Annotated in this window: 20 protein-coding genes; 18 read left to right on the top strand and 2 right to left on the bottom strand. The window is 41.9% G+C overall.

All coding sequences use genetic code 11. From position 1 onward, the window contains the following. Window positions 1-2 precede the first annotated feature (2 nt). Window positions 3-491 (top strand): dihydrofolate reductase, encoded by a 489-nt coding sequence (locus tag IGJ74_RS07025; protein WP_061053953.1) that lies wholly within the window; start codon window positions 3-5, stop codon window positions 489-491. Window positions 492-554: 63 nt separating this feature from the next. Here the strand turns inward: IGJ74_RS07025 and trhA are convergent, their stop codons facing one another. Further along, window positions 555-1,208: a PAQR family membrane homeostasis protein TrhA gene (trhA, locus tag IGJ74_RS07030; RefSeq protein ID WP_005236874.1), complete on the bottom strand. Its 654-nt coding sequence runs from the start codon at window positions 1,206-1,208 to the stop codon at window positions 555-557. A 126-nt stretch (window positions 1,209-1,334) separates the two neighbouring features. Here trhA and IGJ74_RS07035 point away from each other — a divergent pair, with 126 nt between their 5' ends. The 7 genes from IGJ74_RS07035 to lepB all read left to right on the top strand — a co-directional run bounded on the left by IGJ74_RS07035 (window position 1,335) and on the right by lepB (window position 6,848). Then, window positions 1,335-2,177: a DegV family protein gene (locus tag IGJ74_RS07035; protein ID WP_034872242.1), complete on the top strand. Its 843-nt coding sequence runs from the start codon at window positions 1,335-1,337 to the stop codon at window positions 2,175-2,177. Window positions 2,178-2,391: 214 nt separating this feature from the next. Beyond that, the gene (locus IGJ74_RS07040) at window positions 2,392-3,378 is read left to right on the top strand and encodes an SGNH/GDSL hydrolase family protein (RefSeq protein WP_086317054.1); all 987 of its coding nucleotides are present in this window, start codon (window positions 2,392-2,394) and stop codon (window positions 3,376-3,378) included. Then, the gene (locus IGJ74_RS07045) at window positions 3,375-4,025 is read left to right on the top strand and encodes a YpmS family protein (RefSeq protein WP_005236869.1); all 651 of its coding nucleotides are present in this window, start codon (window positions 3,375-3,377) and stop codon (window positions 4,023-4,025) included. The genes IGJ74_RS07040 and IGJ74_RS07045 overlap by 4 nt, the downstream gene beginning before the upstream one ends. Further along, window positions 4,025-4,546, top strand: a complete 522-nt coding sequence (msrA, locus tag IGJ74_RS07050; RefSeq protein ID WP_005236868.1) for a peptide-methionine (S)-S-oxide reductase MsrA — start codon at window positions 4,025-4,027, stop codon at window positions 4,544-4,546. Before IGJ74_RS07045 ends, msrA begins: the two co-directional genes overlap by 1 nt. Next, window positions 4,539-4,760: a YozE family protein gene (locus IGJ74_RS07055; protein ID WP_005236867.1), complete on the top strand. Its 222-nt coding sequence runs from the start codon at window positions 4,539-4,541 to the stop codon at window positions 4,758-4,760. Before msrA ends, IGJ74_RS07055 begins: the two co-directional genes overlap by 8 nt. A gap of 76 nt (window positions 4,761-4,836) precedes the next feature. Then, window positions 4,837-6,267 carry a S41 family peptidase gene (locus IGJ74_RS07060; protein ID WP_218193341.1) on the top strand — a complete coding sequence of 477 codons (1,431 nt, stop codon included), beginning with the start codon at window positions 4,837-4,839 and terminating at the stop codon, window positions 6,265-6,267. A gap of 32 nt (window positions 6,268-6,299) precedes the next feature. After that, on the top strand, window positions 6,300-6,848 hold the full coding sequence (lepB, locus tag IGJ74_RS07065) for a signal peptidase I (RefSeq protein WP_086299602.1): 549 nt from the start codon (window positions 6,300-6,302) through the stop codon (window positions 6,846-6,848). A gap of 133 nt (window positions 6,849-6,981) precedes the next feature. Here lepB and IGJ74_RS07070 read toward each other — a convergent pair whose 3' ends face one another. Further along, window positions 6,982-8,475 carry a helix-turn-helix domain-containing protein gene (locus IGJ74_RS07070; protein WP_086372724.1) on the bottom strand — a complete coding sequence of 498 codons (1,494 nt, stop codon included), beginning with the start codon at window positions 8,473-8,475 and terminating at the stop codon, window positions 6,982-6,984. 343 nt (window positions 8,476-8,818) lie between these two features. Here IGJ74_RS07070 and IGJ74_RS07075 point away from each other — a divergent pair, with 343 nt between their 5' ends. From IGJ74_RS07075 to IGJ74_RS07120, 10 genes are all read left to right on the top strand, one after another. Further along, window positions 8,819-12,394, top strand: a complete 3,576-nt coding sequence (locus IGJ74_RS07075; RefSeq protein ID WP_218193340.1) for a SpaA isopeptide-forming pilin-related protein — start codon at window positions 8,819-8,821, stop codon at window positions 12,392-12,394. A gap of 54 nt (window positions 12,395-12,448) precedes the next feature. Then, complete coding sequence (locus tag IGJ74_RS07080) at window positions 12,449-14,320, top strand: SpaH/EbpB family LPXTG-anchored major pilin (RefSeq protein WP_218193339.1); 1,872 nt, start codon at window positions 12,449-12,451, stop codon at window positions 14,318-14,320. A gap of 22 nt (window positions 14,321-14,342) precedes the next feature. Continuing rightward, on the top strand, window positions 14,343-15,248 hold the full coding sequence (locus IGJ74_RS07085; RefSeq protein ID WP_086338076.1) for a class C sortase: 906 nt from the start codon (window positions 14,343-14,345) through the stop codon (window positions 15,246-15,248). Between the two features lie 423 nt (window positions 15,249-15,671). Continuing rightward, window positions 15,672-16,538: a ribosome biogenesis GTPase YlqF gene (gene ylqF / locus IGJ74_RS07090; RefSeq protein WP_005229614.1), complete on the top strand. Its 867-nt coding sequence runs from the start codon at window positions 15,672-15,674 to the stop codon at window positions 16,536-16,538. Continuing rightward, window positions 16,522-17,286, top strand: coding sequence for a ribonuclease HII (locus IGJ74_RS07095; RefSeq protein WP_016621295.1), 765 nt, complete (start codon window positions 16,522-16,524; stop codon window positions 17,284-17,286). Before ylqF ends, IGJ74_RS07095 begins: the two co-directional genes overlap by 17 nt. A gap of 68 nt (window positions 17,287-17,354) precedes the next feature. Next, on the top strand, window positions 17,355-18,233 hold the full coding sequence (gene dprA, locus IGJ74_RS07100; protein ID WP_008379662.1) for a DNA-processing protein DprA: 879 nt from the start codon (window positions 17,355-17,357) through the stop codon (window positions 18,231-18,233). A 142-nt stretch (window positions 18,234-18,375) separates the two neighbouring features. Next, window positions 18,376-20,454, top strand: a complete 2,079-nt coding sequence (gene topA, locus IGJ74_RS07105) for a type I DNA topoisomerase (RefSeq protein WP_008379664.1) — start codon at window positions 18,376-18,378, stop codon at window positions 20,452-20,454. Between the two features lie 152 nt (window positions 20,455-20,606). Further along, the gene (gene trmFO, locus IGJ74_RS07110; protein WP_016613226.1) at window positions 20,607-21,908 is read left to right on the top strand and encodes an FADH(2)-oxidizing methylenetetrahydrofolate--tRNA-(uracil(54)-C(5))-methyltransferase TrmFO; all 1,302 of its coding nucleotides are present in this window, start codon (window positions 20,607-20,609) and stop codon (window positions 21,906-21,908) included. Window positions 21,909-22,027: 119 nt separating this feature from the next. Beyond that, window positions 22,028-22,453 carry a hypothetical protein gene (locus IGJ74_RS07115; protein ID WP_008379668.1) on the top strand — a complete coding sequence of 142 codons (426 nt, stop codon included), beginning with the start codon at window positions 22,028-22,030 and terminating at the stop codon, window positions 22,451-22,453. 13 nt (window positions 22,454-22,466) lie between these two features. Continuing rightward, entirely contained in the window at window positions 22,467-23,903 is a 1,437-nt protein-coding gene (locus IGJ74_RS07120) for a flotillin family protein (RefSeq protein ID WP_005236824.1), read from the top strand. Window positions 23,904-23,909 lie beyond the last annotated feature (6 nt).

The following is a 23,909-nucleotide window of genomic DNA, read 5'->3' on the forward strand; positions in this document are numbered from 1 at the left end:
TTATGTTGATCGCACTTTGGGCACAAGATCAAAAGGGTTTGATCGGAGCAGATGGCACGTTGCCGTGGCATTTGCCAAATGATTTGAAATTTTTTAAAGAGCAAACCATCAATAATACGATTATAATGGGGCGCAAAACCTTTGAAGGAATGGGAAAAAGATTACTGCCGCAGCGTACGACGATCGTTTTGACAAGTGATCGAGAATATCAAGCCAACGGCGCGTTAGTGATGCATGACCGAGAGGAAATCTTAGCGTATGTGAAGCAACAAGAGCATCCCGTTTTTTTAACTGGTGGAGCGGGTGTTTTTGAAGCGATGATTGACGATTGCGATCAATTGTACCGTACAGTGATCGATGCGGAATTTAACGGAGATGTGTATTTCCCAGAGATTGATTGGACGCAATGGAAACTTGATCATGTGATCGATGGGATCGTCGATGAAAAGAACCGTTACCCCCATCAATTTGAATTTTATCATAGAAAATAAAAGAACAGGAAGCTTTCTGCAGCGAAAGTTTCCTGTTCTTTGTTTGTAAGCAATGCTTCATTTTTAGGTATACAACAAGACGGAGAAGTACATCAGTCCAGCACCTAACATAACGAATAAGTGCCAAACCACATGCATGAATCGAACGGATTTTAAACTATAGAATAGCGCACCTACAGTATAAGAAACACCACCGCTTGCTAGTAAAAATGTTCCCCAGTAGCCTAAATGTTCGATCAGAGGTTTGAAGGCGACGACACATAGCCAGCCCATGATGATGTAGATCAGGGTGGAGATTTTTGAGACAGTCTCTTTTTTATGAAGAGTCAGTGACTTATAAACGATGCCGCTAATTGCTAGTAGCCAAATCAAGACAAAGAGTGACCAGCCAAGCCAGCCTTGGATACTAAGCAAGCAAAAAGGTGTATAGCTTCCGGCGATCAGCAAGAAAATGGAGGCATGATCAAAGACTTGGAAGACCTTTTTTGCTTTGGTAAAAATCAAACTGTGAAATAAGGTAGAAAAGAGGAAGAGCAAAATCATCATCGACCCATAAATGGCATAGGAAACGATGTGGATAGGTGACCCTAGATTTGCCCCCTTGATTAAGAGGATGACCAGTCCTGCGATACTCAGTCCTAATCCGATCCCGTGGGTTACTGCATTTAATACTTCATTGACGATCAAATATCTGCGACTAAACTTCATGTGCTGCATTCGGCACCGTCCTTTCGAATCGAAATTAGATGAAAAAAAATTTTCTCTCTGTTATACTTAGTATAAATGGTCTGTGGTTATTTTACCACGAAAAAAGACTTGATTTAAAGAGAGAGTGAATATATGATGGCAAATCTTAAAATTGTGACAGATTCTTCCAGTACGATGGAACCAAGTGTCCGTGATGCTTTGGCTATCCATGTCGTGCCTTTATCTGTAATGATCGATGGTGTCGTTTATCCAGATGATGAAACGCTGCCGGGAGAAAAATTTATGCAAATGATGGCGCAAGCCAAAGAATTACCTAAAACTAGCCAGCCGCCGATCGGTCATTTTGTAGAACTATATGATGAATTAGGCAAAGATGGCAGTGAAATACTATCGATTCATATGACCAAAGGGCTTAGCGGAACCGTGGAAGCGGCTCGTCAAGCCAGTCATTTATCAAAAGCTAAAGTCACCGTGATCGATAGTGACACGACAGACCAAGCGTTGGCTTTTCAAGTGATTCGGGCAGCAGAATTGGCTAAAGCCGGTAAGACACTAGAAGAAGTTTTACCAGAGGTGGATTTGGTGCGTGAGCATACGAAATTATTTATCGGCGTTTCAACGTTAGAAAACTTAGTAAAAGGCGGTCGTATCAGTCGTGCCAAAGGTCTTTTATCGAGTTTGCTGAACATGAAAGTGATTATGGATTTTGATCATTCAGAACTGATTCCAGTCGTCAAAGGACGTGGTGTCAAGACCTTCAATAAATGGTTTGAAGAGTTAAAAGCTGAACTGAAGAGTATGCCTAAAGTGACGAAAATTGGTATTTCTCATGCTGAAGGGTTAGAAATCACAGAACGTTTCCAAAAGGAATTAGCGGAACTATTCCCCGAGTTGGATATCCCCTTGTTGCACACGACACCGATCATCGCCACTCACACAGGTAAAGGTGCCTTTGCGATTACTTATAGTACGGAATAAAAAAGCATGTTTTCTTTCAGCGATTCGTTTAATGACGAATCGCTTTTTGGCGTATGACAAGCTGTCAGGAAGAAAAAACAAAAAAAGAAGCTGCCTTTGCTTGTCGACTCTTTGGCAGGTAGCTGTTTTCTTTCTTAAGTTTGAAGGATTGCGACTAGGAATTTTATGAGAATTTTGTTAAAATAGCAAAGATTACAAAGGAGTTTGAATACCTGTGAAATGGAAGAAATTAGTAACTTATCTACTCGTTGTGGGATTGATAGCTATTGGAACTGGCTTACTGTTTCATTTTACTGTTCCCAAAGCCCAACCATTGCTGACCCCTGTGGACAAGCTAGCAGCCAATGATTCGAAAAAATCCGCCATTGAATATCTCGCTCTTGGGGATTCCTTGACAGAAGGGGTTGGTGATGAAACAGCTCGTGGTGGCTTTGTGCCAATTTTGGCTGGGGATCTAGAGGATCGCTATGATTTGAGCAATTTGGTAACTAAAAATTATGGGGTCGCTGGTGAAAGAAGCGATCAGATTTTAAAGCGAGTGAAAAACGATGAAGACTTACGCCAAGATCTTAGTCAAGCGGATTTGATTACCTTGACTGTCGGCGGTAACGACGTACTAAAAGTGATTCAGAGCAATTTCTTCGGCTTGAGCATTGAGACGTTTACGGAACCGATGGAAGATTACCAGGAACGTTTAAAAGACTTGTTTGCTCAAATCCGCGATTTGAATAGTGATGCACCAATCTATGTCTTGGGCATCTACAATCCATTTTATCTGAATTTCCCAGAAATCACGGATATGCAGACGATCATTGATAACTGGAATAAACAAACGGAAACGTTCGTCAATCAGCAAGACAATGCCTTTTTTATTCCTATCAACGATTTGCTCTATAAAGGGTTAAGTGATGAGGTCGGTATTGCTGATACAGAAGAAGGGGAATCAGAGAAAACTGCCGAATCATCGGACACAGAACGCTTATCTGATTCATCGACGACAGCTTCGGACGAATCACAAAGCAGTACTTCAACGACAACTGATTCATCGCAAACTGTCGGGAATAATATCACAAACAATGTTTTGTATGAAGGCGATCGCTTCCATCCCAATAATCTTGGGTATCAACTGATGGCGAATGCCGTTCGCGATGAAGTGATCAAAACGCAAAATTATTGGTTGCTAGAGGAGGAAGCAAAATGAAACCAAGCGAATCAACGAAGCAGCCGGAAAAAACAGCTGCAACGAAAAAAAAATCGATTAACTACTGGAAAATTGCTTTTCTAGTGTTGGTCGGTATCCTTTTAGGCACGACGGTTTTCTTTGCTTCAAGAATTTTTCAACAGCGAGAAACCGGCTTAAATGAAAGTGCTGAACTTGTTCAACGGGAGGGCAGTCCTGTTTTGACCGTTAACAGCAACAAGAGCCAGGTCAACCAATTGATTGATTTTTATCTGTCTGATTTTCAAAAAGATCAAGAGGTCAAGTATAATTTTGAGCTAAGAAATGAGGCATTGTTGACGGGAGAGTTTCAAGTATTAGGATTTCCTATCACCTTCTATCTCTATTTTGATCCTTACGTGACCGAAGAAGGTAACGTTCAATTGAAAGCCAAAAGCTTATCAATCGGCACCTTGGATCTGCCCACCAGTGAAGTAATGAAAATGATCAAACGTAGTTTTAAATTTCCTGATTGGATCGATGTCAATGCCGATGAACAAATCATTTTGATACGTTTGGATCAATTCCGTATGCAAAATGGCTTGTTTATCAAAGCCAACAAAATCAATCTTGTGGATGATGAAATTCAAATGAGTTTATATTTACCAGCTGAAACGGAGGATGAATAATGGAACGAGCAATTTTTGCCGGTGGGTGCTTTTGGTGTATGATCCAACCCTTTGATGAATTAGAAGGGGTGCATTCAATTTTTTCCGGCTATACCGCAGGACATACCGAAAATCCGACTTATGAAGAGGTCAAAAGCCATCAAACCGGGCATACAGAAGCAGTGGAAATCATTTTTGATCCTGAAAAAATCAGTTATGAAGACCTTTTGACGATCTATTGGCAGCAAACGGATCCGACAGATGCTTTTGGTCAATTTGAAGATCGCGGCGACAATTATCGTCCGGCTATCTTCTATTTTAATGAAGAGCAGCGGAAAAAAGCCGAAGCCAGCAAAGAGGCGCTTCAGACTTCCGGTCGATTTACCGATCCGATCGTGACCACGATCGAACCAGCCCAACCTTTTTATTTAGCGGAAGAAGAGCACCAAGAGTATTACAAAAAGAATCCTGAGAATTTTGCTCGCAATCACGCCCGTAGAGCAGCCTTTTTAGAAAATCATTGGGAGCAAGAACATGCGTAAAAGTTTTTATACCTATTTAATGGCAGTCAAAGGACCGAGTCATACAGATGAGGCCCAGATCTTTGCTACTCATGCAAGTCATGATATCCAGTTTCCGAAGCACAGCGATGACTATGATGAAGTCTCTTCTTATCTGGAACTAAATGTTGATTATTTGCCATCCATGGATATTTTTGATCGTATTTGGGCAGAGTATCTCGAAAATAACAAATAAAAAAACTATTCTTCGTTTTGTATGGTTGCATAAAATCCGCAGAACGGAGCTGTTTTTTCTCAGAGAGGTGTTGTGAATGAAAGGTTTAACGACGAGCCGATATATCGTTTCTCTCGTTTGTGTCGCAATTTTGTCAGGAGGTGGTGTCTATTTATGGCAAACGGCTCAGCAAAATCAGCAGACGACGCAACCGGTGACAGAAACGACCACAGAAGCCAGCGGAATGGAGAAAATCCAGTCGCTATATGACCAAATCCTTGCGAATTATTACCAAGAAGTTGATGAGGATGCCTTGATAGAAGGTGCCCTTCAAGGGATGACTGATGCGCTAGATGATCCTTATACGACGTATTTGAACCAATCAGATGCGGATAACTTAGAACAATCACTTTCTGGAAGTTTTGAAGGGATTGGTGCTACCTTGTCAATCGTTGAAGACTATCCAGAAGTCGCACAAGCGCCGATAAAAAATACGCCTGCTGAAAAAAGTGGTCTGCGGATCAATGACCGAATCGTCAAGGTAGACGGTGAAGATACGCAAGGACAGGAATTATCTGAAGTTGTGGGAAAGATTCGTGGTGAAAAAGGGACGAAAGTCACCTTAACGATTCAACGTGATCAGGACACCTTTGATGTGGAGATCATTCGTGATGTGATCCCAATCGAAACAGTCCATGGAGAAATTGCTGAAAATAATGACACAATCGGTCGTATCGATATTACTTCCTTTGGTGAAAACACAGCAGCTGAGTTGAAAGAAACCATCACCGAACTGCGAGAAGCCGGCGCAAAGTCGTTTGTTTTGGATTTAAGACAAAATCCTGGCGGATTGCTGGACCAAGTACAGATCATGGCAAGTATGTTTTTAGAAAACGGCCAAACGATCGTGAAGTTTGCCAACAATCAAGGGGTGGTCAGTGAGACCAAAGCGAGCGAAGCATTGGATGAAGGATTCAAAGTCACAGAGCCGGTCGTTGTTTTAGTCGACGGAGGCAGTGCCTCTGCATCGGAGATTTTTGCCGCAGCCTTGCAAGAATCAGCGGATATCCCAGTTGTTGGTACAGAAACCTTCGGCAAGGGAACCGTTCAGAACGTGAAAGATCTGGGGGATAATAGTGAATTAAAAATGACGGTCATGAAATGGCTGACACCGGATGAAAATTGGGTCAATGATCAAGGTGTGATGCCGGATTATGAAGAGGACTATCCAGAGTATGCGTATTTCCCGCCATTACCACGGGACAATGCCTTAAAAGCTGGACAATCATCAACGGCAGTCAATAACCTAAATCAATTTCTTAAAGCGTTAGGGTATGCCACTAGTGGTGATACCTTCAATGATGAGACGACCGCAGCAGTGAAGACTTTTCAAGAGGCTCATGATTTAAAAGTGACTGGGGAAGTCGATGCAGACACTGCCCAAGCGATCGAAAAAGAAGTAACGGAGAAACTCAAAGCAGAGGACCCAGCATATTTAAAAGCACTGTCCTTGCTTTCTGAAGAATAAACTAAGTGAAAAATTGGAGAGGAGGCAGACGTGTGGAGGCGAAAAAATTCTGGGTTGATCGTTTTTGGCTAGTAGTGAAATATGCGTTAATCGCTTTTGCAACAGCATTCTTGATTCGGGCATTCTTGTTGATCCCAGTTCCTGTTGAAGGAAATTCGATGGAAGGAACCTTAAAACAAGGAGACATGGTGGTCATTGAGAAGATTTCGCCCATCCAACGTTTTGATGTCGTTGTTTTCCAGTTGCCGGATGGTTCGACCTATATCAAGCGGGTGATTGGCTTACCGGGTGAGTCAGTGAAATATGTCAATGATCAGCTTTACATTGATGATGAACCGGTAGATGAAGATTTTCTAGTGAAGAACCGCAGCAATGATCACGAGTCTGTCTCTTACACCAATGACTTTGATTTGGAATCTTTATTAGGTGTTGAGAAATTAGGGAAAGATAGTTACTTTGTCATTGGAGACAATCGACGTGCCTCCAAAGATAGCCGTTCCTTTGGACCAATATCAGGAGAGGCCATTTTAGGCAATGCTCGTTTTGTTTATTATCCATTGACTCATATTCGATTGATTTAGTCTGTGTAAAATCAATAAATAATTAAATAATGAATCCCCCCTTGGAATCATCCGTTGATTCCAAGGGGGGATTTTGTCTAGCTTTTTATTCTTTTTCCAAAGGGAAATGGTTAGCATCGAAAAAAGCGTTTGTTTAGTCACTAATTGCTGTTAATTTTTTTATTTTTTCATTAAAAGCATTCGATAGTTTCTGACATAAATTCGTTTCAAAATCACGATAGCGACAAAAATCAATGATCGCCGAGTTTTCTTCGGTTGTAAAAGGGGGTAAAAGCTGTGGTGAGCTCAAAATATAAAAGTCAAAAGGTTCTTCAGTTGGCAGCGTGATCCGTTCAATTTCAACGTAGGGCAACCGTTCACATATATTAAAAACTTCCATGGAAACCAAGTAGTTAGATACATAGACAAAAGCAACTTTAAGTTTATATTTTTGTTCCTTTTCAATGTAAATGGGATAAAGCAAACAGGCTTGATAAAAAGCAAGATCGGTATAACAGGTTTTTAACCACTCATAACCTTTACGATTTGCTATTTTACGCCAAAAACTTTGAATGGTATTTGTCAAAATCGTATGTAATGGGTATTTATCCTTAATGACATTTGCTTCGAAAAAATTCGAAAGGGGGACTTTTTGCTTAAATATACAGAACTTCAACAACGTAAGATATGTATTCATATAAAGGAACGACTGATGGTCGAAGTCAAAATCACAGAGAAATTTTTGGCAATGTTCTTCAAACTCAGTCATCAGCTCTTTTAATTCTAGCTTTTCGTGATTGTAACAATCCGTTACAATCGGAAGACGCACATCTTTGGCAGAAGTCAGCATCGGCCAGTAATAAAAAAGAAAGAACAAAGAATTGATCTCAAGAATGTCTATTGCTGAATCAATGATCATAAAGAAAGCAGAGAAGAAATCAAGCTTTTCACCACTGGGGATAAATGATCGGTTCGTTAACTGATAAAGATTTGTCTTGTGACCATCCTTTAAACGAAACAGACAAATCTTGCAATGAAGTAAGGCTTCTTTTTTGCCAATTTCATACTTGCTTTTGTATTTCGTTCCTTCATAGGTAACAAAAAGCTCTTCGATCTCTTGGTCAAAGGCCTTCACCAAACTATCCCCTAAAGAAATGTGCCAGATAAAATTAAACAATAAGATGCGAATCACCATCTCTGAACCGATAAGCGTCATGGCGGATTGATTTAAGGTTACGTTGAATTCCTTTAAATGATCCTGAAGCTTTTTAGTTTGTCGGAAACAAGTCGAACGACTGATATAGTTTCTTTGGCAAAATGCCAGCAAACTTTCATCTTGATTGGTCAAGATACTTAACAACATTTTATAAGAAATACTTTCTTGGGCTAAAAACTGCTGATATTGATTGTATTCAATCAAATTTTTAGGGAGACTAAGGGTGTTTTTATGTAATGAAAGATTTACTGGGGAGAGGTTTTGCAGGTCCTCTTGGATCGAGGAAAGTAAACTTTTCAATCTCGTTGCACTTAAATGGGTCAGATTTTTCACGAACTCTATGTTGTATTCACCCGGAGCAATTGATAGTAGTTTTCCGTAGAGTCCGATTTTGTCTAATGCTCGGGTATCTAAGAGTATTTTTTCAATCAAATGATCACCTTCTTATTTTATTAATAACTTATTTATATTACTGTGTAAAGACACGTCTCAAAACTTTTGCTTTTTTTTAGAAAAACTGAGACAAATTTTTGCCAGAGCTGTCTCATAAAGAACAAAAATAGAAATCGCATGTGAAAAACGCTAGTTTTTTTTAGTTATTAAATAACGTTGGTTAATTGGTTCCGCTTTGAAATAAAAAACTTTTTTTATTTATGAATAACTACAGATGCGTAAATTTTTCCTGTTTTTCAGAAAATAAAAAAAAGAGGTGTCTTTCGCTTCTTTCTTGTATCATCAGCTTGTAATTTTTGATTCTTTGAAAGGAGGTCTTTTTATGTTTTTGACAAAGAGACACCACTGGTTCTCTTTCATTTTCTGTATGTTAGGGGGGATATTATTTTTCATTTATTCGAGTTTGCAAACAAATGGGACAGCAAGTGCACAAGAAGAAAATACGATCGCTATTACCGAAACGGAGCAGATCAAGCTGACAGGTCAACGGGAGGGCAATCAATTTACTTTACGATATCAGCTATCACAAAAAAACAAACAGCAACGCATCTGGCTGCAATTATATGCACTTGATGAAACAAAAGAACAACCGCTAACGAAAACGAACAACAAAGAGGTGGTTTTTATTGAGGATGAATCCGCGCAGTCTTGGCTAACAACACAAGACTTCTTGCAAACACCCTGTGAACAAGAAGTAACGTTTCAACTACCTAGTGAAACAAAAAAACTGAAGTTGGCGATTCAGATTGAAGAATATGATCACGAAAATCAAGAATCGCACAAATTGGCGTCTTTGGATGAATTGATAGTTGACATTCCGCTTGCGACAGAATCTGCTTCCTCAGATAGGGTGGAAGTCAGCTCAACTGATTCACAAGCTGCAGAAACCGGCACTGAGTCAACTTCGGAACAAGTGTCGAATGAAGACTCAAAAGGTGTTTCGAATGAAGAAACGCAGGAAGAGACAAAGGAAACAGGAACAACGACAAGTTCTTCTGAAGACGAAACACTCATTGAACCGTTTAAACAAGAACGTCTTTATCAAAAAACGACCGTTTCACAGGCTTTTGCTTCGATTGAACCAGATTATACGACAGACCAGAATGGAACCTATCCCACAGCTAGTTGGAAAATCGATGAAAAGAGCAATGTCTTAAATCATCAGGGGAACAAAGATGCAGGCGAAACCTGGGATGGCGTAGCTACATGGAATGGTGATCCAGAAAATTTGACCAACTCGTATATTGAGTATGGTGGTGTGGGAGATGAAGCGGATTTTGCTTTACGGAAATTTGCAAAAGAGACGAATACTCCAGGACTGTTTGATGTCTACCTAAATGTACGAGGGAATGTTCAACGCCAAATTGATCCGATCGATGTTGTGTTGGTAGTGGATTGGTCAGGGAGTATGAATGAGATGGGACGCATCACTGAAGTAAAAAAAGGTGTGGATCGCTTTTTGAATCAAATTGAAGGAAGCGGCATTCAAGACAGTGTCTACATGGGCTATGTCGGTTATTCCAGTGATGGTAACAATTACCAAAACAAAACCTGCCAGTTAGGAAAATTTTCTGAAGTCAAAGAGACGATCCGAACGATGACGCCAGAAACAGCAGCTGGGGGGACCTTTACCCAAAGAGGGCTACGCCAAGCTGGGGAGATGCTATCAACGCAAAATGGACATAAGAAAGTCATCGTTTTGCTAACAGATGGCGTGCCGACCTACAGTTATCATGTGTCCAAAGTGCATACACAAGCAGATGGTAGTTATTATGGAACCGCCTTTTCTCTTTCTCAAGACCAGCCGATGAATACTTCACATCTCTACAACGGGTATTTTGCATCTGATCAGTACGGTAACTCTAAATGGATCAACAATACGTTTGTCGCCACGATCGGTGAGGCGATGGCGTTAAAAGAGCGCGGGATTGAGATTCACGGATTGGGGATTCAACTGCAAGGGGATCAAACAGCTGGGTATACAAAGGACGATGTTGAGAACAAAATGAGACAGATGGTTTCTGCTGATGAAGAGGGGCATCTTTATTATGAGTCAGCCAATGAAGCAGCGGATATTGCCGACTATCTCGAGAAAAAAGCCCTTCATATTTCGGCGACAGTCACTGATGGAGAGATTACTGACCCCATTTCGCAGCCATTTTTATACGAAGAAAATAGCTTGTCCATCAAAAGTGTCGGTTCTGCTGTTCTAACGGTGCAGCCTGAGGTCACGATATCTGACAATACACTCAATGCTTCTGGTCTTTATTTAGGCGAAGGACAGGAACTGCAAATTCATTATCAAGTGCGGATTCAAACGGAAGCAGCGGATTTTAAACCAGATACTTGGTATCAAATGAATGGAGAAACGGTGTTTTATCCGAATCATCAGTCCGATCAAAAGGCATTGTTTGGTGTGCCATCTGCCAAAGCAGCTGGGAAGGAGTTGACGATCAAAAAAGTCTGGGAGGAATACGATGGCGATACGTCAAGTCGCCCAGAATCTGTCTATTTTGAAATAAGCAGAAGCCCAGTTACTAGCAAGGAGAGCTGGCAAACAGGATATCTCAAACTTACTGAGACCGATGCACAAGATCAGACAAGTTGGGAACGAAGCAAGGTTTCCGCGGTTTCTGAAAAGGATGGAACGGATTACGAAGAAACCCGTCTACTGCCGCTTTATAACAATCAAGGAGAAACGTTTAATTATCAAGTCACAAATGAACTGGCAGTATCAGGCTACGAGTCGACAAGAGTGGACGTTTCTACATGGAAAAACACAAAGACGTTTGTGCCCCTCGCATTAAATCTGATCAAAAAATCCGCTGTAGGAGAGGTGAAGCTGACAGGTGCTGTTTTTGAATTGACGGGCGCTGGAAAGACAGTAACCCTTGTGGATCAAGGGGATGGAACGTACGGGATGCCAGCAGATACTACGTTGCAAAAAAGTCAGACGTATCGTTTAAAGGAAGTCACTGCACCGGCGGGACATCATTTGGCTAAGCAAACAGAGTGGCTGATCCATATTGATGAGCAAGGGCATGCGACGATTGATGGACAACCTGTCACACTGGTCGAGCATACGATTATCCTGGAGATTACCAATCCGTTTACAGAAATTCCAGTCGCTATTCGAAAATATTCGTTGCAAAATGAGCAGCAAGTATTGTTAGCAGGCGCTGTCTTTTCTCTTCAACAAAAAACAGCAGGAGGGGATTATCAAGAAATCGCCTCAGAAACGTCGGATGATGTTGGGATGGCTGAATTTACGATCCTTGAGCCTGGCGCTTATCGTATCTCAGAAACAGCCGGTCCGCTCGGATATGATACGGTTGCCGGTGACTATGAATTTGTCGTTGGTACAGACGGAAAAATCCAGTATCAAGGGGAAAATGTCGACGGGGATGCCAACTGTTGGACCCTTACCCATGGCAATCAGTTAAAACCTTTTGATTTGGTGGTCAATAAACAGGATGAACTGGGACAAGCACTTGAGGGGGCAAAATTCCGGCTAAGTGGAAACGGACGGACTGTCGAACTGCCTGAAAACGGAGAAGCACTAGCGGTATTTCACTTCCAAGATCTCACACCCGGCAGCTATACCTTGGAAGAAACTGGTACACCCGCAGGCTATGCAGGTTTAACAGCACCTGTCCAAATCAAGATTGAAGAGGATGGTCAGGTCTTTATCGATGAAGAACGACTACCGAATCTTCTTGTTTCTGGAGAAAAGAACAATCAAATAGAATTGATCGTAACCAATCAAGTGAAAGTGTCTCTTCCTGAAACCGGAGGGAATTGGCATGGATGGATGGTCATTCTTTCAGCAAGTCTGCTAGTCCTTTTAGCTGGTAGCTATTTGCACGTTAAGCGCAAAGATAAGCCTTCATTAAAGTAATTTTTCCATTAGCGAATGAAAAACGAAAAAAAATTTAGAAGAGAGGAAAGAACAATGAAAAAGATTTTTAATCATACGAAAATGGTTTGTCTCCTATTTTTACTTTTGCCATTTGTCTTTTTTGGAACAAAAAATCAGCAAGTGTCTGCAGAGAGCAATTTGGCACAGATCCATCTCCATAAAAAGAAAATGGTCAATCTGCCAGGTTCATTGATTCAAAATAGTGGGACTGATATGGAAGAGTTTGATCAATACCAAGGCTTAGCCGATGTCACTTTTTCTGTCTATGATGTGACAGCAGCATTTTATGAAAAACGATCTGCAGGGGCATCCGTTGAAGAAGCCAAGCGTCAAGTTCAAACCTTGACGTCTGGTTCCCCTATAGCTAGCGGGAAAACAGATGCAGCCGGTGATTTGGTTTTTGAATTGCCGAAAAAACAAGCCGATCGGGATGCAGTTTACACCATTGTAGAAGCCCCTAAAGACGGCGTTACAACTGCTGAGAATATGGTGATCGCCTTTCCCGTATATGAAATGATCCAACAAGCTGATGGCTCATATGTTTATGGAGAAGAAGAGCTAGACACGATCCATCTTTATCCGAAAAATATCGTCACAAATGAAGGAACGCTCCTTGTGAATAAGCGAGGAACGGGGGAAAACGAACCACTGAATGATGCAGAATTTGTTGTTTCAAAGCAAGAAGGACGCGAAAATACCAAGAAATACATCTTAAGTGCAGCCGATGGACTTTATACATGGACAACTGACAAACAGGCAGCGTACCGTTTTTTGACAGGCAAAAAATATGCTGCTGGAGACGCTGGTATCGATGTGAGTGAGAACCAAAAAGGACAGCTAAAGATTGCGCAACTAGAAACAGGCGCCTATCAATTAGAGGAAACGAAAGCCCCAAGTCAAGCCGCCTTAATCGAGGAAGAAAGAATCAAGGATTTCTCGATTGATTCAGGAAGTAACGTTACTGTTGAGCTAACAATCAAGAATGACACAACAAATGTTACAAAAACAACACCACAATTAGACGGCAAAGACGTAGAGATCGGCGAAAGAATCCAATATCACCTAACGGTCAATATCCCATCAGGTATTCAAGATAAAGTAGGATCAGAAAACAAATACAAACATTTTCAATTGATCGATGCCCATGATCCAGCATTAACTTTTGAAAATACAGCTGAAGGAGAAACGGGCTATGCGTTGTATGATGGAGAGCAGAAAATCGATGCGACGAATTACCAAGTAACGGAAAAAGAGCATGGCTTTACGGTAACTATCAATCCAGAATTCGTGCCGCAATTAACGCCGGGAAATCAATTGCGCTTTGTGTATTATATGTATTTAAATGAACAGGCTATTCCTATCAATGGCTTTACGAATGAAGCAAATGTAGAAACGGATTTCATGACGGATCAAACGCCTCCAAGCGTGGAAGTTTTGACAGGGGGCAAACGGTTCTTAAAAGTCGATGGGGCTGTGACCGCTACCGAAGCATTGGCAGATGCAGTTTTTGTTGTACGGGATCAAGACCGTGATGATGCCAACTACCTGAAAATCGAAGAAGGAACCAAACAGGTATCTTGGGTGCAAACAGCGGATGAAGCGACGAAATTTACCACAGGGACAGATGGATTAGTTGATATCATCGGGTTAAAATTTGGCACCTACTATTTGGAAGAAGTAAAAGCACCAAAAAATTATGTACTGCTAACAAATCGCATCGCTTTTGAAGTACATGAAACGTCTTATGGAACGAAAGAGCAATTGGGAGATCCAGAAAAAGTCCCTAACCGCCGCAAAGGAACCTTACCGGCAACTGGTGGTGCCGGCACGTATTTAATGGGCGCCATCGGAGTGGTGATCGTTGGTTTAGCTGGGTGTTATTTTGTTAAACGGAAAAAAGGGTAAGTAAATGAGATGAAAATGCACGATGACAATCAAAAGGAAAAGAAATGGCACGAAAGTACCTACTCAAAAAGTGACTTTGTTGGATGTTCTAATGGGTATTCTGCTGCTGCTAGGTGTTCTGATCATCAGTTATCCTTTTGTAAGTAATCAGCTCAACACCTTTTTGGATCAACAGTTGATCAGCTACTACCAAAGCCAAGCTAAAAAAATGAGTGAAATAGAAAAACAACAAAAAAGGAACCAGTTGGAACGAGTAAATCAAGAGCTGGCACAGCATCCCAGCAATCCTGGAATCAAAGAAACGCAAGATTTATCAGAAACAAGGGACTCAGAATCAGGCGATACACCTGATTACTATGAACGACATACGATCGGCGTTTTAAAGATCCCCGTGATTGGTGTCGCTCTCCCGATTTTTGATCAAACCACCGATACGTTGTTAAAAAGAGGAGCAACATTATTGGAGGGCGCTTCGTATCCAATAGGTGGTGAAGATACCCATGCAGTTTTGTGCGGACACCGTGGGTTAACGAGTGCAACCCTCTTTACGGATCTGCCTAAGCTGCAGATCGGCGATGAGTTTTATATCGAAACGTTTGATGATACGTTGGCGTATCAAATAGATCAGATTAAAACGGTCGCCCCTGATGATACCGAAGCACTAAAAATTGTCAAAGGCAGTGATTATGTCACCTTACTAACCTGCACACCCTATATGGTCAATAGCCATCGTTTATTGGTTCGCGGCAAAAGGGTTCCTTACAATGAAGAAAATGAAACAAATGCCGCAAAAAAAGCAAACCAGCAGGATTTGTGGGTGCTGCTAGTTGTAAGCACCACACTATTACTACTCCTGCTGGTGATTAGCAAAATCAAAAGAAAAAAACAGCATGATTTGATCACTCCCAGTGATAAGAAGCAAAGATAGCAGGTTTTCCTCTAGATCCACTAGAAAATGACTTGTTAACCTTACTCAGAACGAAACATGTCGTGTGAAATATGGTACAATAACGAAGATAAAAGGTAGTAAAAAGCAGTCGGTCTAATGGTAAAGGTGTCAGAAAAAAGGAAGAATGAGTGGGTAGACAAGCTTTTTCCAACCACTTCCCCAAAATTAAAAAGCGAGAAAGCGCGTATGACGCATGAGAATCGCGCTGAAAGCTTTACCTATGCACGAGGTTGGAACAAGAACATTGTCCTAAAGCAATTTTAGCAAAATGCCCAGTGTGACTAGTTTCTCTGATGGTTTTAGAGCAAATAGTCCTCGTTCTTGTCAGGTATATACTGCATGGATTTAGACACTACTGTCTTTTTACCAATTCGAAGAAGTACCAAGGAGGAAAACGTTCAAATGACCATTCAATGGTTTCCAGGCCATATGGCGAAAGCCAGACGTGAAGTAAGTGAAAAATTAAAATTCGTGGATATCGTTTTTGAACTCGTGGACGCACGCTTGCCGATCTCATCCCGCAACCCCATGCTGGACCAATTATTACAGCAAAAACCACGATTGATCTTGATCAATAAAGCGGATTTAGCAGATCCCGTTCAAACCAAAAAATGGGAGCATTATTTCCAAGCACAAGGCTATTTAGCCTTGGCGATCAACGCCCAAGACAATCAAGGCGTCAAAGCCATTGTCCCGACGGCTAAGCAAGTCTTGAAGGAAAAAATCGCTCGTGACAAAGCCAGAGGATTGAAGCCCCGTGCGATTCGAGCGATGGTGATTGGCATTCCGAATGTCGGAAAATCAACCTTGATGAACCGTTTAGTAGGGAAGAAAATTGCTCAGACGGGTAATAAACCCGGCGTGACCAAAGGACAGCAATGGCTGCGTTTTGGGACTGATCTAGAGCTGCTAGATACGCCTGGGATCTTATGGCCAAAATTTGAAGATCCTGAGATTGGTAAAAAATTGGCATTGACGGGGGCTATTAAAGATCAGCTGATCCATTTGGATGATATCGCATTGTATGGACTTGATTTTTTTGCCCGCTATTATCCTGAAAGAATCGCCAATCGTTACCAACTAAAGGCGGAGGAAGAGGCGTTGTTAGCGCCAGACCTGTTGATGAAAATCACTGAAAAACGTGGTTATAAAGATAACTATGATCGAGGAAGCGAGCTTGTTGTCTTTGACATTCGGCAAGGAAAATTAGGCCGTTATACACTAGATCGAGTGGAGGAAATGGAAAGCCAAGATGAAACAACCGATTAAGACAATCAAAGAGCGATTATTTGATCCAACCTTTAATGACCCGGCATTTTTGCAGGAATTGCTAGCAGATGAACGCGCGGGGGTCCAAAAGCTGTTGCAACGATATGAGAAACAATTAGTCAAACAGCAGCTATTGCAGGAAAAATACGAAGAAATGATGCGTTTTGAAAACGAAGCATTTCAACAAGGCGCCCGTTTTATCGCCGGTTTAGATGAAGTGGGGCGCGGACCTTTAGCAGGACCCGTGGTGTCAGCTGCGGTGATTCTGCCTAAAGAATGCCAGATTTTGGGGTTAAATGATTCAAAACAGCTTTCTGCGAAGAAAAGAGAAGAACTGTTTATCGAAATTCAAAATAAAGCCGTTGCTGTCGGTATCGGTGTGGTTAGTCCTGAAGAAATCGATCGGATAAATATCTATCAAGCGAGCCGCCTGGCGATGAAAGAAGCTTTGATCGACTTAGCGGTCAAGCCGGAACATTTGCTCATTGATGCGATGACCATCGAGACCGACATCCCTCAACAAAGCTTGATCAAAGGCGATGCCCGCTCCATTTCGATTGCCGCAGCAAGTATCATTGCCAAAGTCTATCGTGACAATTTAATGAAAGATTTTCATGATGTGTATCCTTTTTATGGGTTTGATCAAAATGCTGGGTATGGGACCAAAGTTCATTTAGAAGGGTTAGCTGCCCATGGAATTTGCCCTATTCATCGAAAAACCTTTGCCCCAGTTAAACAATACCTATAAATTTCATCCATCCCTCTTTTTTTAGCGAATCTTATAAGTAAGATCACTAAGAAAAGAGGGCTTTGTTTATGAAGTATCAACAAGCAACAGATTTTGAAAAACAGTTGATAAAACTGTACTACTGTCAGGGAATCGGTCTGCAAGGTTGCTGGAAGATTATTTGGCATTGGCTGGAAACAAAAGAAATGCGTTGTTCGTTGGAAGAGATGATTGCCATCGGCGTCCTTCCACAGCATAGGACGGTCTTTCGCCGATCGTGGGAGCAAATGACAGAAGAGCATATCACACAAAAGATGGGGGGACAAAACTACCTCACCTTCTTTTCAGCGGAGTATCCGATGCTTTTAAGACAAATTGCGGACCCACCATTATTACTATTTTACGAAGGAAATCTGCAATTGTTGCAAACGCCCATGATTGGATTTGTCGGCGCAAGAACAGCTTCTCGCTACGCGCGTAAAGTTTGCGAAAAGCTGATCCCGCCTTTAGTGACAGAAAACTATACGATCGTCAGTGGATTAGCAAATGGCGTCGACAGTTTTGCCCATGAATCAGCCATCAGAAATCGGGGACAAACCATTGCCGTGATTGCTTCTGGTTTGGAACATTGTTATCCTACTTCTGCGTATCCGTTGTTCCAGCAGATTCGTCAAGAACATCTAGTACTGAGTGAATATTCTCACGACACCAAACCGCAAAGACATCACTTCCCCTTACGCAATCGCATCATTGCCGGTATTTCAAAAGCAATCTGTGTGATTGAAGCTAAAGAAAGAAGCGGTTCTTTGATTACGGCACAATTAGCAATGGAAAATGGCCGAGAAGTTTTTGCAGTGCCTGGTGAAATGATTTCCGATCAGTCAAAAGGTTGTCACCACTTGATTCAAGATGGCGCAAAATGTACGATTAGTGTGTCAGATATTTTACAGGAGTTAGCCTTTTTTTGATTTTTCCAATCAACCTTCCTTGACAAACCTTTTCTTGAAAGCTATGATAAGCTACGATTTGTATGTTTCATCTGCATACGATAGGTTCACTGATTGATAGAATATAATAGTAGGAAAAATTCAGGAAGGAGCCATTCTTTATATGGCATATAAATATTTAGTAATCGTGGAATCGCCGGCAAAGGCGAAAACCATTGAAAAATACCTTGGACGAAATTACAAAGTCGTCGCAAGTGTCGGTCATATTCGTGATCTTCCTAAAAGTAAAATGGGAATTGATGTCGAAAATGACTACGAACCGCATTACATTTCGATCCGTGGCAAGGGCGATGTGATCAAAAGTCTCCGCTCAGCTGCGAAAAAAGCCGAAAAAGTCTACCTCGCAAGTGACCCGGATAGAGAAGGAGAAGCTATTGCGTGGCATTTAGCTTTTCTACTAGGGTTAGATTTAAAAGATAAAAACCGAGTCGTCTTTAATGAGATCACTAAGGATGCGGTCAAGGCAGCTTTCAAAGAACCAAGAACGATCGATGTAGATCTCGTTGACGCTCAACAAGCGCGCCGGATTTTAGATCGATTGGTGGGGTATTCATTGAGCCCGATCCTTTGGCGTAAAGTGAAAAAAGGCTTGAGTGCTGGCCGTGTTCAATCGGTGGCGCTTAAGATTATTATAGATCGTGAAAAAGAGATCCGTGAGTTTGTTCCTGAAGAATATTGGAGCATCGATGGGAACTTTAAAAAAGCCACGAAAAAATTCAAAGCCAATTTTTGGGGCCTAGATGGCAAAAAGAAAAAATTACCGAATGCTGAAAGCATAAAAGAAATCACCGATCGTCTTTCTAGTAAAGAGTTTCAAGTGACGAAGGTTGAAAAGAAAGAACGCAAACGCAACCCGGCGGCACCGTTTACCACCAGTAGCTTGCAACAAGAAGCAGCCCGTAAACTGAACTTTCGAACGCGGAAAACCATGATGGTCGCACAGCAGCTCTATGAAGGGATCGCTCTTGGTAAACAAGGAACCGTTGGTTTGATCACCTATATGCGTACCGATTCGACCCGAATCGCAGACACAGCCAAAGGCGAAGCGGCCGAATTTATTGAAAGTACTTATGGTTCAGAGTTCTCGGCGCACGGTGGCAAAAAACGCGCGAATGCACAAGGGGCACAAGATGCCCATGAAGCGGTAAGACCAACAAGTGTGATGCGTACGCCAGAAGCCATGGAGAAATTCTTAGACAAAGACCAACTGAAACTGTATCGCTTGATCTGGTCTCGCTTTGTGGCTAGTCAAATGACGCCGGCGATTTTGGATACAATGAAAGTTACCTTGGATCAAAATGGTGTCATCTTTATTGCCAATGGTTCAAAGATCAAATTTAAAGGGTTTATGCAGGTCTATGTGGAAGGGCGCGATGATGGCAAAGAAGACAAAGAGAACATTTTGCCAGAGTTAGTTGAAGGAGATGTGGTCCAATCCGTATCGATCGAACCAAAACAGCATTTCACTCAACCACCTGCCCGCTACAGTGAGGCCACCTTGATCAAAACCCTTGAAGAGAACGGTGTGGGTCGTCCTTCAACTTATGCACCAACGTTGGAAACAATCCAACGACGTTATTATGTGAAATTGACACAAAAACGTTTTGAGCCAACTGAACTTGGTGAGATCGTCAATTCATTGATCGAGGAATTCTTCCCGCAAATCGTTGATATGCATTTTACTGCTGAAATGGAAAATAGCTTGGATAGCATTGAAGCTGGGAAAGAAGAATGGGTCAAAGTCGTCGATCAATTCTACCGTCCCTTTGAAAAAGAATTGACGACCGCAGAAGAAAGTATCGAAAAAATCCAAATCAAAGACGAACCTGCAGGCTTTGACTGTGATCTTTGTGGCCATCCAATGGTGATCAAATTAGGTCGCTACGGAAAATTTTATGCCTGTAGTAATTTCCCTGACTGTCGCAACACGAAACCAATCGTCAAAGAAATCGGCGTTGAGTGCCCGGTCTGTCACCAAGGCCAAGTTGTTGAACGCAAATCGAAAAAAAATCGGTTGTTTTATGGATGTACCCGTTATCCGGACTGTGACTTTACTTCTTGGGACAAACCTGTAGGCCGTAATTGTCCGAAATGTGATAATTACTTAGTCGAGAAGAAAGTCAAAGGCGGCAAGCAAGTCGTGTGTATCAATGGGGACTATGAAGAAAATGTGCAAAAATAACTAGCAGGATTCCCTGTTAAAAAAAGAATCGGCGCATTCTTTTGAACGGTCAGCCTCGATGTTGGCTGACAAAAGAAAGTGCCGGTCCTTTTGATTAATACAAGCAGTTTCTTATGAGAAGAGGCGAGCTTTTGAAATAAAAGGAGAGCACTATGAAAGAAATCAATGTTATTGGTGCCGGTTTAGCCGGAAGCGAAGCTGCTTGGCAAGCAGCGCAAGCAGGTGTCGCAGTAAAGCTTTATGAAATGCGTCCTAAGAAATCGACAGAAGCCCATCACACAAATAATTTTGCTGAACTTGTTTGTACGAATTCACTTCGGGGCAACAATTTAACGAATGCGGTCGGTGTTTTGAAAGAAGAAATGCGCCGCTTAGATTCAGTCATTATTACCTCTGCAGACAAAACAGCTGTTCCAGCAGGGGGTGCTTTAGCTGTGGATCGTGATGATTTCTCAGAGTTAGTAACCAAACGTGTCAAAGAACATCCTTTAGTCACTGTCATCGAAGAGGAGATCACTGAAATTCCAGAAGGGATTACCGTGATTGCAACTGGACCTTTGACTTCTGAACCTTTATCAAAAGCGATCCAAGCTTTTAACGGATCAGAAGGATTTTATTTCTATGACGCAGCAGCACCGATCGTCGATAAATCCACCATCAATATGGATAAAGTTTATTTGAAATCACGCTACGACAAAGGCGAAGCAGCCTATCTGAACTGTCCAATGAACGAAGAGGAGTTTTATGCGTTTCGTGAAGCTTTAGTCAATGCGGAAGTGGCCCCTTTGAAAGAATTCGAAAAAGAAAAATTCTTTGAAGGATGTATGCCAATCGAAGTTATGGCTGGCCGTGGACCGAAAACTATGTTGTTTGGTCCGATGAAACCCGTTGGTTTGGAAGATCCGAAAACCGGCAAGCGTCCTTATGCAGTGATTCAGCTGCGGCAAGACAATGCAGCTGCTTCTCTGTACAACATCGTTGGTTTTCAAACACATTTGAAATGGGGCGAGCAAAAGCGGGTATTCCGGATGATCCCTGGTTTGGAAGAGGCAGAATTTGTGCGCTACGGCGTGATGCATCGGAATAGTTTTATGAATTCACCAGAGTTGTTACAACAAACGTACCAATCGAAAAAACGTGAAGACCTCTTTTTTGCTGGTCAGATGACAGGCGTTGAAGGGTATGTTGAAAGTGCAGCCAGTGGATTGATGGCCGGGATCAACGCTGCCAAACTTGCAAAAGGGGAAGCGCCGATCATTATGCCACAAGAGACGACAATTGGCAGTATGGCGTATTATATCACTCATGCAGAAGGCAAACACTTCCAACCGATGAATGCCAACTTTGGTTTGCTGCCAGAACTTCCAGAACGAATCAGAGATAAAAAATCTCGTTATGAAGCATTGGCAAACCGGGCATTAGCTGCCTTAGAAGAAGCCAAAGAACAACTATAAGAGCGATGAGTCATCACCTTCTTACTAATAAATGGTAAGAAGGTTTTTTTTTAATTTGTCTTGAAACTTTAATCAAGGTGACTTATGATAGACAGTAACAATGACAGAAGGTGGTGAAGATGGTGATTGGAGAATGGATTCATTTGATTCAAAACTATTTACAGCGTTTTCCTACAGTAATTCAATTTTTAGGATGGCTGATCCTTTTGGTCGGGGTCATTTTCGTTGTCTTTGTTTTATTTAGTTTGCTGTTAGGTCCCATTATGTGGCTTTACAATCGCATCACAGACAAAAACCGCAGCAATGTCATTAGTCGCAATGATTTTGTGATCGGTGAACTGACGGAAAAGATTGTCGGAGATACAATCGGCGAAGTCATGGAGATAGGGAGTCAAGGTGCACGTTCTGTTTATCCTGCACGTTTTTTTCGGGAAGAAGATCGTGAAAACAATGTTCGATTGCCAGTCGGAACCAAAGTCATCATTGTCGATTTTGATAAAAAAGGGATCGCGTTGGTGGTGGAAAGTAAAAATTTTATAGAATAGGAAGTGTTACGTTATGGTGGATACAGGATCAGCAGTAGATTTTTTAAGTAATCCGATTTTATGGGGTGTTGTCCTCGTTGTTTTATTGATCGCTTTTTTGATGATACGCTATCGCATTGGGAAACCCGATGAAGCATTGATCGTTACGGGGTCGTTTTTAGGAAAAGAAGGCATCAAAATCTTAAAAAACAGTGGGACGTTTGTGATTCCTATTGTTCAAAAAGCCCATAAATTAAGTTTATTGACCCACAAGTTAGAGATTGGGACACCAGAAGTTTATACGGAACAAGGCGTACCGATCAAAGCCAGTGCGACGGTGCTTGTAAAGGTCGGCAACAGTACCGAGTCGATCAAGACAGCTGCTGAGCAATACTTAGGCAAATCCACAGGTGAATTGGAAGATGAAGCCCAAGAAGTCTTAGAAGGTCACTTACGGGCGATTCTAGGAACGATGACGGTAGAAGCCATCTATAAAAACCGCGATGATTTTGCGGAACAAGTGCAAGAAGTTGCCTCTACGGACTTGAAGAAAATGGGGTTGGAGATCGTTTCGTTTACGATCAAAGATGTCAGCGACAGCAATGGCTACTTGGATGCGTTAGGACGCCCTCAGATTGCTGAAGTGAAAAAAAATGCCGAAGTAGCGGAATCCAATGCCTTAAGAGAAACTCGAATCAAGCAAGCTGAGAATGAGCAATTGGCACAGCATGAAGAGATCCGTCGCCAAACAGAAATCGCAGAAGCGACAAAAGATATGGCATTGAAACAAGCACAATACAAACAAGAACGCGAAGTTGCGGATGCGAAAGCGGAACAGATCGCGGTCGGCGAACAAATGAAAGTTCAATTGATCGAACAAGAAAAAAATATCGAGATTCAAGAAAAACAAGCGGAATTGACGGAAAAAGAATTGAATGCAACTGTCCGTAAAAAAGCCGAAGCGGATAAATATGTGGTTGAACAAAACGCTTTAGCAGACAAAGCAAGAGAAATCGCACGAGCACAAGCGGAAGCGGAAAAAGTCAAATTAGCTGCCCAAGCAGAAGCCGAACGAATTGAAAAACTAGGTAGTGCCGACGCGGAACGGATCGCAAAAGTCGGTCAAGCCGAAGCGGAAAGCCGTGAAAAGATGGCGATTGCTTTGACCAAACTGAACGAAGCTGGTATTTTGATGGAGTTCATCAAAGTGCTGCCTGAAATCGCGAAAGAGGTCAATGCGCCACTGAGCAATATTGATAAAGTGGTTAGCTTTGGCGGCAATGATGGTCTTCAATCAATGGGGGAAGCTGGTTTAGCGCGAACCTTTGATACGATCAAAGAGACAACCGGATTAGACTTAGTTGGGTTAATCAATGACACGATGTCCACAAAGCAAGGAAACAAAGAGCTAGTTCAGGCTGTATCTGAAAGCACTGGTTCGCATCAGCCAACAACTGATCCAATCGAATAAAAGCAA

This window comes from Enterococcus sp. AZ009, from assembly GCF_050548785.1.
GTDB lineage: Bacteria > Bacillota > Bacilli > Lactobacillales > Enterococcaceae > Enterococcus_D > Enterococcus_D entomosocium.

Coding starts and splice junctions, on each gene's coding strand:
- trhA (WP_005236874.1), bottom strand. CDS start 1,208: ATGCAGCACATGAAGTTTAGTCGCAGATATTTGATCGTCAATGAAGTA.
- IGJ74_RS07080 (WP_218193339.1), top strand. CDS start 12,449: ATGAAAAAGATTTTTAATCATACGAAAATGGTTTGTCTCCTATTTTTA.
- msrA (WP_005236868.1), top strand. CDS start 4,025: ATGGAACGAGCAATTTTTGCCGGTGGGTGCTTTTGGTGTATGATCCAA.
- IGJ74_RS07045 (WP_005236869.1), top strand. CDS start 3,375: ATGAAACCAAGCGAATCAACGAAGCAGCCGGAAAAAACAGCTGCAACG.
- IGJ74_RS07055 (WP_005236867.1), top strand. CDS start 4,539: ATGCGTAAAAGTTTTTATACCTATTTAATGGCAGTCAAAGGACCGAGT.
- trmFO (WP_016613226.1), top strand. CDS start 20,607: ATGAAAGAAATCAATGTTATTGGTGCCGGTTTAGCCGGAAGCGAAGCT.
- dprA (WP_008379662.1), top strand. CDS start 17,355: ATGAAGTATCAACAAGCAACAGATTTTGAAAAACAGTTGATAAAACTG.
- IGJ74_RS07060 (WP_218193341.1), top strand. CDS start 4,837: ATGAAAGGTTTAACGACGAGCCGATATATCGTTTCTCTCGTTTGTGTC.
- IGJ74_RS07095 (WP_016621295.1), top strand. CDS start 16,522: ATGAAACAACCGATTAAGACAATCAAAGAGCGATTATTTGATCCAACC.
- IGJ74_RS07025 (WP_061053953.1), top strand. CDS start 3: ATGTTGATCGCACTTTGGGCACAAGATCAAAAGGGTTTGATCGGAGCA.
- IGJ74_RS07115 (WP_008379668.1), top strand. CDS start 22,028: ATGGTGATTGGAGAATGGATTCATTTGATTCAAAACTATTTACAGCGT.
- IGJ74_RS07035 (WP_034872242.1), top strand. CDS start 1,335: ATGGCAAATCTTAAAATTGTGACAGATTCTTCCAGTACGATGGAACCA.
- IGJ74_RS07085 (WP_086338076.1), top strand. CDS start 14,343: ATGACAATCAAAAGGAAAAGAAATGGCACGAAAGTACCTACTCAAAAA.
- topA (WP_008379664.1), top strand. CDS start 18,376: ATGGCATATAAATATTTAGTAATCGTGGAATCGCCGGCAAAGGCGAAA.
- IGJ74_RS07120 (WP_005236824.1), top strand. CDS start 22,467: ATGGTGGATACAGGATCAGCAGTAGATTTTTTAAGTAATCCGATTTTA.
- IGJ74_RS07075 (WP_218193340.1), top strand. CDS start 8,819: ATGTTTTTGACAAAGAGACACCACTGGTTCTCTTTCATTTTCTGTATG.
- ylqF (WP_005229614.1), top strand. CDS start 15,672: ATGACCATTCAATGGTTTCCAGGCCATATGGCGAAAGCCAGACGTGAA.